Consider the following 7640-nt stretch of genomic DNA (forward strand, 5'->3'; position numbering starts at 1 on the left):
ATGGCCGTTGAGAAGATGTCCCTCGCGAAGGCGCTCAACGAGTCGCTGCGCAAGGCGCTCGAAACCGACCCCAAGGTCCTGATCATGGGGGAGGACGTCGGCAAGCTCGGCGGGGTCTTCCGCATCACCGACGGACTCCAGAAGGACTTCGGCGAGGGCCGGGTCATCGACACCCCGCTCGCGGAGTCCGGCATCGTCGGTACGGCGATCGGCCTGGCGCTGCGCGGCTACCGCCCGGTCGTCGAGATCCAGTTCGACGGCTTCGTCTTCCCCGCGTACGACCAGATCGTCACGCAGCTCGCCAAGATGCACGCCCGTGCCCTCGGCAAGATCAAGATGCCGGTCGTCATCCGCATCCCCTACGGCGGCGGCATCGGCGCGGTCGAGCACCACAGCGAGTCGCCCGAGGCGCTGTTCGCGCACGTGGCGGGCCTGAAGGTCGTCTCGCCGTCCAACGCGAGCGACGCCTACTGGATGATGCAGCAGGCCGTCCAGAGCGACGACCCGGTCATCTTCTTCGAGCCCAAGCGGCGCTACTGGGACAAGGGGGAGCTCGACACCGAGTCCATCCCCGGCCCGCTCCACAAGGCCGCCGTGGCCCGTGAGGGGTCCGACCTCACGCTGGTCGCGTACGGCCCCATGGTGAAGGTCTGCCTGGAGGCGGCCGCCGCGGCGCAGGAGGAGGGCAAGTCCGTCGAGGTCCTCGACCTGCGGTCGATGTCCCCGATCGACTTCGACGCCGTGCAGACCTCGGCCGAGAAGACCGGCCGGCTCGTGGTGGTCCACGAGGCGCCGGTGTTCTACGGCTCCGGGGCCGAGATCGCGGCCCGGATCACCGAGCGCTGCTTCTACCACCTCGAAGCGCCGGTGCTGAGGGTCGGCGGCTACCACGCCCCCTACCCGCCGGCCCGGCTCGAGGACGAATATCTGCCGGGTCTCGACCGGGTGCTCGACGCCGTCGACCGCTCGCTGGCGTACTGAGGAGAGGGTCGTGACGACGATGACCGAGACGTCCGCTCGTTTCCGTGAGTTCAAGATGCCCGACGTGGGCGAGGGACTGACCGAGGCGGAGATCCTCAAGTGGTTCGTCCAGCCGGGCGACACCGTCACCGACGGACAGGTCGTGTGCGAGGTCGAGACGGCCAAGGCCGCCGTGGAGCTGCCGATCCCGTTCGACGGGGTGGTGCACGAGCTGCGCTTCCCCGAGGGCACGACCGTCGACGTCGGCGAGGTGATCATCGCGGTCGACGTGGCACCGGGCAGCGGTGACGTGCCCGCCGCCGCACAGCCCGCCGCGGCGCCCGCCGCGCAGGCCGCTCCCGAGGCGCAGCCGGAGGCGCCCAAGGGCCGTCAGCCGGTGCTCGTGGGGTACGGCGTGGCCGAGACCTCCACCAAGCGCCGCGCCCGCAAGGGCGCGCAGGTCCCGGGGCCGGCGGCCGCCGCGCTCCAGGCCGAGCTCAACGGCCACGGGGCGAAGCTCCCGGAGAACCGCCCGCTCGCCAAGCCGCCGGTGCGCAAGCTGGCGAAGGACCTGGGCATCGACCTCGCCACGGTCGTCCCGACCGGCGACGGCGGTGTCATCACGCGGGAGGACGTCCACGCGGCCGCCGCGCCGGCCCCCGCCGCGGCCCCCGCACGGGCCGAGGAGGCCGTGGCCGTGGCCGAACCGGTCGCCGTGGTCGCCGACCCGGCGGGCCGGGAGACCCGCATCCCGGTCAAGGGAGTCCGCAAGGCCATCGCCCAGGCCATGGTCGGCAGCGCGTTCACCGCGCCGCACGTGACCGAGTTCGTGACCGTCGACGTGACGCGCACGATGAAGCTCGTGTCGGAGCTCAAGGAGGACAAGGACATGGCGGGGGTCCGGGTCAACCCGCTCCTGATCATCGCCAAGGCCCTCCTGGTCGCGATCCGGCGCAACCCGGGGGTCAACGCGGCCTGGGACGAGGCCGCACAGGAGATCGTGCAGAAGCACTACGTCAACCTGGGCATCGCGGCCGCCACCCCGCGCGGGCTGATCGTGCCGAACATCAAGGACGCGCACGCCAAGACGCTGCCCCAGCTGGGCGAGGCACTGAGCGAGCTGGTGTCCACGGCGCGCGAGGGCAGGACGTCCCCGGCGGCCATGGCCGGCGGCACGGTGACCATCACCAACGTCGGTGTCTTCGGCGTCGACACCGGGACGCCGATCCTGAACCCCGGTGAGTCCGCGATCCTCGCGGTCGGTGCGATCAAGCTCCAGCCGTGGGTCCACAAGGGCAAGGTCAAGCCCCGCCAGGTCACCACGCTCGCCCTCTCCTTCGACCACCGGCTGGTCGACGGCGAGCTCGGCTCCAAGGTGCTGGCGGACGTCGCGGCGGTCCTGGAGCAGCCCAAGCGGCTGATCACCTGGTCCTGACGGGCCGGTCGTACGCGAGGGGGCCCGCCGCATCGTGCGGCGGGCCCCCTTCCCGTGTGCGGGTCACCTTCCCCGCGTACGGGTCACTTCTTGAAGCCGTAGTCCAGGAGCTTCTTCGCGTCGGCCGTCCGGGTCGTCGCGGACGTCGACGTGAGCACGGTCCCGATGACCGTCTTGCCGTTCCGGGTCGCGGCGAAGACCAGGCAGTACTTGGCCGACGGGCCGGAGCCGGTCTTCACGCCGATCATGCCGGAGTAGCTGCCCAGCATGGCGTTGGTGTTGGACCAGGACATGTAGCGGTAGCCACCGGACTTGGTGGTGACCTTCTGCTTCGTGGACTTGGTCTTCACGATCGCGCGGAACGTGGAGCTCTTCATCGCACTGCTGGCGATCTTGGTCAGATCGCGCGGGGTGGAGTAGTTCGCGCCGCCGCCGATGCCGTCGAACGAGTCGAAGTGCGTGTTCTTCAGACCGAGGCTCTTCGCGGAGGCGTTCATCTTGCCGATGAAGGACTTCACCCGCGCGGCCCGGGTGGAACCGGTGCCGAACTTGTCGGCCAGGGCGTAGGCGGCGTCACAGCCGGACGGCAGCATCAGGCCGTACAGGAGCTGGCGGACCGTGACCTTGTCGCCGACGATCAGCCGGGCCGAGGAGGCGGTGTTCGCGACGATGTAGTCGCTGTACGCCTTCTGGACGGTGACCTTGGCGTCGAGGTTCAGGTTCTTCTGGGCCAGCACCACCTTGGCGGTCATGATCTTCGTCGTCGAGCCGGTGGAGCGACGGGTGTCCGCGGTCTTGGTGTAGAGGGTCTTCGCGGTGCCGTCGTTCATCACGAAGCCGCCCTTGGCGGTGATCGTGGGCGTCGGCGGCGTTGCCGCCTGGGCCGTGGAGGCGAACGCCCCGGTCGCGAGTACGGCGCCCGCTGTCAAGGTCACGACAGCCGCGACGGAGGCGCGGCGGGTGCCCGAAATACCGTGTGTCAAAGGAGACGCTCCCAAAGGTCCTGAAAGGGCGATCGCACGGGAGTGCCGCCCAGACATGAGACTCGTGAGCGTACCGAATGGCTGTACACCCGAATGGGTGAGTCACGTGATGATTCCGGACCGGGCAGGACCGGCCGACGTCACGGGTCCGGATCGCGGACGGGGCAGCGGACGCACGCATCTTGTATCTATGCTGTGCGCATGCCTGTCGCACCCCCTGCCTCGACCGCTGTCCGCACCGCGGACCCCAAGCCGCCGCCCGCAGCCGAGCGGGTGTACACCCACATCAAGGAGGCGGTCCTCGACCGCCGTTACGAGGGCGGCACCCTCCTCACCGAAGGCGACTTGGCCGAGGCGGTCGGGGTGTCCCGGACCCCGGTGCGCGAAGCGCTCCTGCGCCTGGAGGTCGAAGGGCTGATCAAGCTCTACCCGAAGAAGGGCGCCCTGGTGCTCGCGGTCTCGGCGCAGGAGATCTCCGACGTGGTGGAGACCCGGCTGCTCGTCGAGGAGTTCGCCGCACGCAAGGCCGTGCCCGCGCCGGCCCGGCTGATCGCCCGGCTCGAACAGCTCCTGGAGGAACAGCGGGAGCTCGCCGAAGCGGGCGACCTGGCCGCGGTGTCCGTCAAGGACCGGTGCTTCCACGCCGAGATCGTGAAGAACGCGGGCAACGAGATCCTGTCGCGTCTCTACGACCAGCTCCGCGACCGGCAGTTGCGGATGGGCGTCGCGGTGATGGAGGCGCACCCCGGCCGGATCGCCGCCAACATCACCGAACACGGTGAGCTGCTGGAGGCCATCAGGGCCGGCGACGCCGAGGGCGCCGCACAGGTCGTGCGCCGCCACGTCGGCCGGGTCAGGGTGCTGGTCCGGGGTGATGACCGATGAGCTCCGCCGCACCCACCCTCGCCCTGCCCGGAGACCCGCCCGGCGGCCGGCGCGCCGCATGGATCTGGGGCATCGGCGTCGCCGTCTACTTCGTCGCGATCATCTTCCGCACCAGCCTCGGTGTCGCCGGCCTGGACGCCGCCGACCGGTTCGACGTCAACGCCTCGGCCCTGTCGACCTTCTCCATCCTCCAGCTCCTCGTCTACGCCGGCATGCAGATACCCGTCGGCCTGATGGTCGACCGGCTCGGCACCAAGAAGGTCCTCACCCTCGGGGTGGTGCTCTTCACGGTGGGACAGCTGGGCTTCGCCCTCTCCCCCTCGTACGGCACGGCACTCGCCTCCCGCGCGCTGCTCGGCTGCGGCGACGCCATGACGTTCATCAGCGTGCTGCGGCTCGGCACCCGGTGGTTCCCGGCCCGCCGCGGGCCGATGATCGCGCAGGTGGCCGCGCTCTTCGGGATGGCGGGCAACCTGGTCTCCACCCTGTTCATCGCCCGCGCGCTGCACGGGTTCGGCTGGACCGCGACCTTCGTCGGCAGCTCGCTCGCCGGTGTGGTGGTGCTGGTCCTGCTGCTGCTCTTCCTCAAGGACCACCCCGAGGGACACGAGCCGCCGCCCGCCGAGCACGCCGGTGCCGCGTACGTGCGGAAGCAGATCGCCGCCGCCTGGCGGGAGCCGGGCACCCGCCTGGGGATGTGGGTGCACTTCACCACGCAGTTCCCCGCCATGGTCTTCCTGCTGCTGTGGGGCATGCCGTTCCTGGTCGAGGCGCAGGGCCTGAGCAGGAGCACCGCGGGGGAGCTGCTCACCCTGGTGGTGCTCTCCAACATGGTGGTGGGGCTGGTCTACGGCCAGGTCATCGCCCGCCACCACGCGGCACGCGCCCCGCTGGCGCTGGGCACGGTCGCACTGACCGCGCTCCTCTGGGCCGCCACCATCTTCTACCCCGGGGACCGTGCGCCGATGTGGCTGCTGATCACCCTGTGCCTGGTGCTCGGCACCTGCGGCCCGGCCTCGATGATCGGATTCGACTTCGGACGGCCGGCGAATCCGCCGGAACGCCAGGGCACCGCGTCCGGCATCGTCAACATGGGCGGGTTCATCGCCTCGATGACGACCCTGTTCGCGGTCGGTGTCCTGCTGGACGCCACCGGCGACAACTACCGTGTCGCGTTCGCCTCGGTCTTCGTCCTGGAGGCGCTCGGCGTCGTGCAGATCCTGAGGCTGCACGGCAGGGCCACCCACCGGGAACGCGACCACCACGTCGTCAGCCGGGTGGAAGCCGTGCACGTGCCCGCCTGAGGCCGGACGGCGGGCGCCGGCCGGACGCGGAGCCACCGGCCCGTGCCCCGTCCGGCACGCCCGTCCCGGTCCGCCGTCCCGGTCGGTCGAGCGGGCGCCGCCGGGCGTGGTGCTACGGGGTCACGGCGAAGTGGCGCAGGATCTCGGCAGCCAGCTCCTGGTCGCCGTCGATCTTGATGCGGTCCTCCACGGCCTGCGCCCTGACCCGCCCGCAGGCCAGGCGGTAGTACGTCTCCCAGTCCATCGACAGGGTCGCCACCGGGCCCAGCGACGGCGCTCCGTCGACCGAACCGCGGCCCTCGCCGTCGACCCTGACCGTGCGCAGGAACTCCAGCGGGCCGTGCACGTCGAGGACCACGGCCGAGTGGTGCGGCGCCCCCGCGTCCTTGGCGACCACCTTCGCCAGCCCGGTCAGCAGCGTGTCCCGGACGATCAGGGCACCGGGCGAATCCAGGTTGCCGGGCTGCCCCAGCGTCGTCCGCAGGTCCTGCTCGTGCACCCAGACGTCGAAGGCCCGCATGCGCAGTGCCAGTTCGAGCGTCTGCTCGGCGCCGAGGGGCGCCCGCACCATGGTCTCGGGCGCACGCGACTCGTTGCGCAGCTGGCGCATGCGCCGGATGAGGGTGTACTCCAGCTCCGAGGTCATCTCCGGCGCGGTGTGGTGGCGCCGTACGTCGACCTGCATCTCCATGTAGCGCTGGTGGTCGTTCTGCACGTGGTAGAGATCGCGCGGAAGTGTGTGGATCGGGCGGGGGTCGCCGAGCTGCTCGCACTCCACGCCTATGACGTGCGAGACGATGTCCCGTACCGACCAGCCCGGGCAGGGCGTCCGGCGGTTCCACTCCCCCTCGACGAGTGGCTTGACCAGCTCGGCTATCGACTCGATGGAGTGGGTCCAGGCGTCGGCGTAGGTCTGGAGGCTGGGATGGACGGTCACGGGACCCCTCGTGCGGTTCTGCGGTGCATGGGCTGGAGAGCAGGGAGTGCCGACGCGAGGGCCGGCACCGACGGTGCTGTCTGCGGGCTGCGTGGGAGGTTCGCTCGCTAAGTTACGCTGCGAGCAGGCACCCCGGCAGTGCTTTCGTGTGACGATCGTAGGCCCGTGTTGACGGCTCCCATGCCAGGACGGTGGTAGTGTGCACGCCTCCCTCATCCAGATGGCGATAGACCCGGACGAATCGGTCAATTCCCGTAGAGAGCGCGCGGCTTCGCTGGTCGTGGCCCAGCGGGGAGCGGATCTGGTGGTCCTTCCCGAGCTCTGGCCGGTCGGGGCCTTCTCCTACACCGACTTCGCCGACGAGGCCGAACCCCTGCAGGGGCCCACGCACGAGGCCATGGCGAAGGCGGCCGCCGAGGCGGGGGTCTGGCTGCACGCCGGGTCCTTCGTCGAGCGCGCCGAGGACGGCACCCTCTACAACACCTCGCTGGTGTTCTCCCCCGAGGGCCGGCGGGCCGCCGCCTACCGGAAGATCCATCGCTTCGGCTTCGACAAGGGCGAGGCGGTGCTGATGGGGGCCGGTGAGGAACTCGTCACCGTCGCCCTGCCGGAGACCATCCTCGGCCTGGCCACCTGCTACGACCTGCGCTTCCCCGAGCAGTTCCGGGGGCTCGTCGACGCGGGGGCCGAAACCCTGGTCGTCGCCGCGGGCTGGCCCGAGCGCCGGCGTGCGCACTGGACCCTGCTGGCGCAGGCCCGTGCCGTCGAGAACCAGGCGTACGTCCTCGCGGTCGGCTCGTCGGGCACCCACGCCGGGGTCGAGCAGGCGGGGCACAGCATCGTCGTCGACCCCTGGGGCGAGGTGCTCGCCGAGGCCGGGCCGGCCGAGGAGGTGCTGACCGTGGAGTTCGACCCGGCCAGGACCGTCACCACCCGGGAGCAGTTCCCGGCCCTCAAGGACCGCCGTCTGGGCCTCGCCCCGCGACGCCACGTCTGAGCCGTGTGCCGGCGGTGGGGGGGGGGGGGGGGGGGGGCGGGGGGGGGGGGGGGGCCCCCGGGGGGGGGGGGGGCCCGGCCCCGGGGGGGGGGGCCGACGGTTGGGTTGTGGGGGGGGGCTCGGCGGGGGCGCAGCGCGT

At 71.1% G+C, this 7640-nt stretch carries 7 protein-coding genes; 5 read left to right on the plus strand and 2 right to left on the minus strand.

The annotated features are described in order from the left end of the window. The gene (locus ABZ172_RS21210) at positions 1-981 is read left to right on the plus strand and encodes an alpha-ketoacid dehydrogenase subunit beta (RefSeq protein WP_356885295.1); all 981 of its coding nucleotides are present in this window, start codon (positions 1-3) and stop codon (positions 979-981) included. A gap of 10 nt (positions 982-991) precedes the next feature. Further along, on the plus strand, positions 992-2395 hold the full coding sequence (locus ABZ172_RS21215; protein ID WP_356885296.1) for a dihydrolipoamide acetyltransferase family protein: 1404 nt from the start codon (positions 992-994) through the stop codon (positions 2393-2395). Between the two features lie 83 nt (positions 2396-2478). On the opposite strand, the gene ABZ172_RS21220 is transcribed toward ABZ172_RS21215, so the two are convergent. Continuing rightward, positions 2479-3378, minus strand: a complete 900-nt coding sequence (locus ABZ172_RS21220) for a D-alanyl-D-alanine carboxypeptidase (protein WP_356885297.1) — start codon at positions 3376-3378, stop codon at positions 2479-2481. 201 nt (positions 3379-3579) lie between these two features. Between ABZ172_RS21220 and ABZ172_RS21225 the strand changes: the two genes are divergently transcribed. Both ABZ172_RS21225 and ABZ172_RS21230 read left to right on the plus strand, forming a co-directional pair. After that, positions 3580-4263: a GntR family transcriptional regulator gene (locus tag ABZ172_RS21225; protein WP_356885298.1), complete on the plus strand. Its 684-nt coding sequence runs from the start codon at positions 3580-3582 to the stop codon at positions 4261-4263. After that, positions 4260-5567 carry an MFS transporter gene (locus tag ABZ172_RS21230; protein ID WP_356885299.1) on the plus strand — a complete coding sequence of 436 codons (1308 nt, stop codon included), beginning with the start codon at positions 4260-4262 and terminating at the stop codon, positions 5565-5567. The genes ABZ172_RS21225 and ABZ172_RS21230 overlap by 4 nt, the downstream gene beginning before the upstream one ends. Before the next feature lie 112 nt (positions 5568-5679). Here the strand turns inward: ABZ172_RS21230 and ABZ172_RS21235 are convergent, their stop codons facing one another. Further along, entirely contained in the window at positions 5680-6504 is an 825-nt protein-coding gene (locus ABZ172_RS21235) for a maleylpyruvate isomerase family mycothiol-dependent enzyme (RefSeq protein ID WP_356885300.1), read from the minus strand. A 199-nt stretch (positions 6505-6703) separates the two neighbouring features. On the opposite strand from ABZ172_RS21235, the gene ABZ172_RS21240 reads away from it, so the two are divergent. Further along, positions 6704-7501 carry a carbon-nitrogen family hydrolase gene (locus ABZ172_RS21240; RefSeq protein WP_356885301.1) on the plus strand — a complete coding sequence of 266 codons (798 nt, stop codon included), beginning with the start codon at positions 6704-6706 and terminating at the stop codon, positions 7499-7501. Positions 7502-7640: the final 139 nt, after the last annotated feature.

It is taken from the genome of Streptomyces sp. NPDC006296, assembly GCF_040613235.1.
GTDB lineage: Bacteria > Actinomycetota > Actinomycetes > Streptomycetales > Streptomycetaceae > Streptomyces.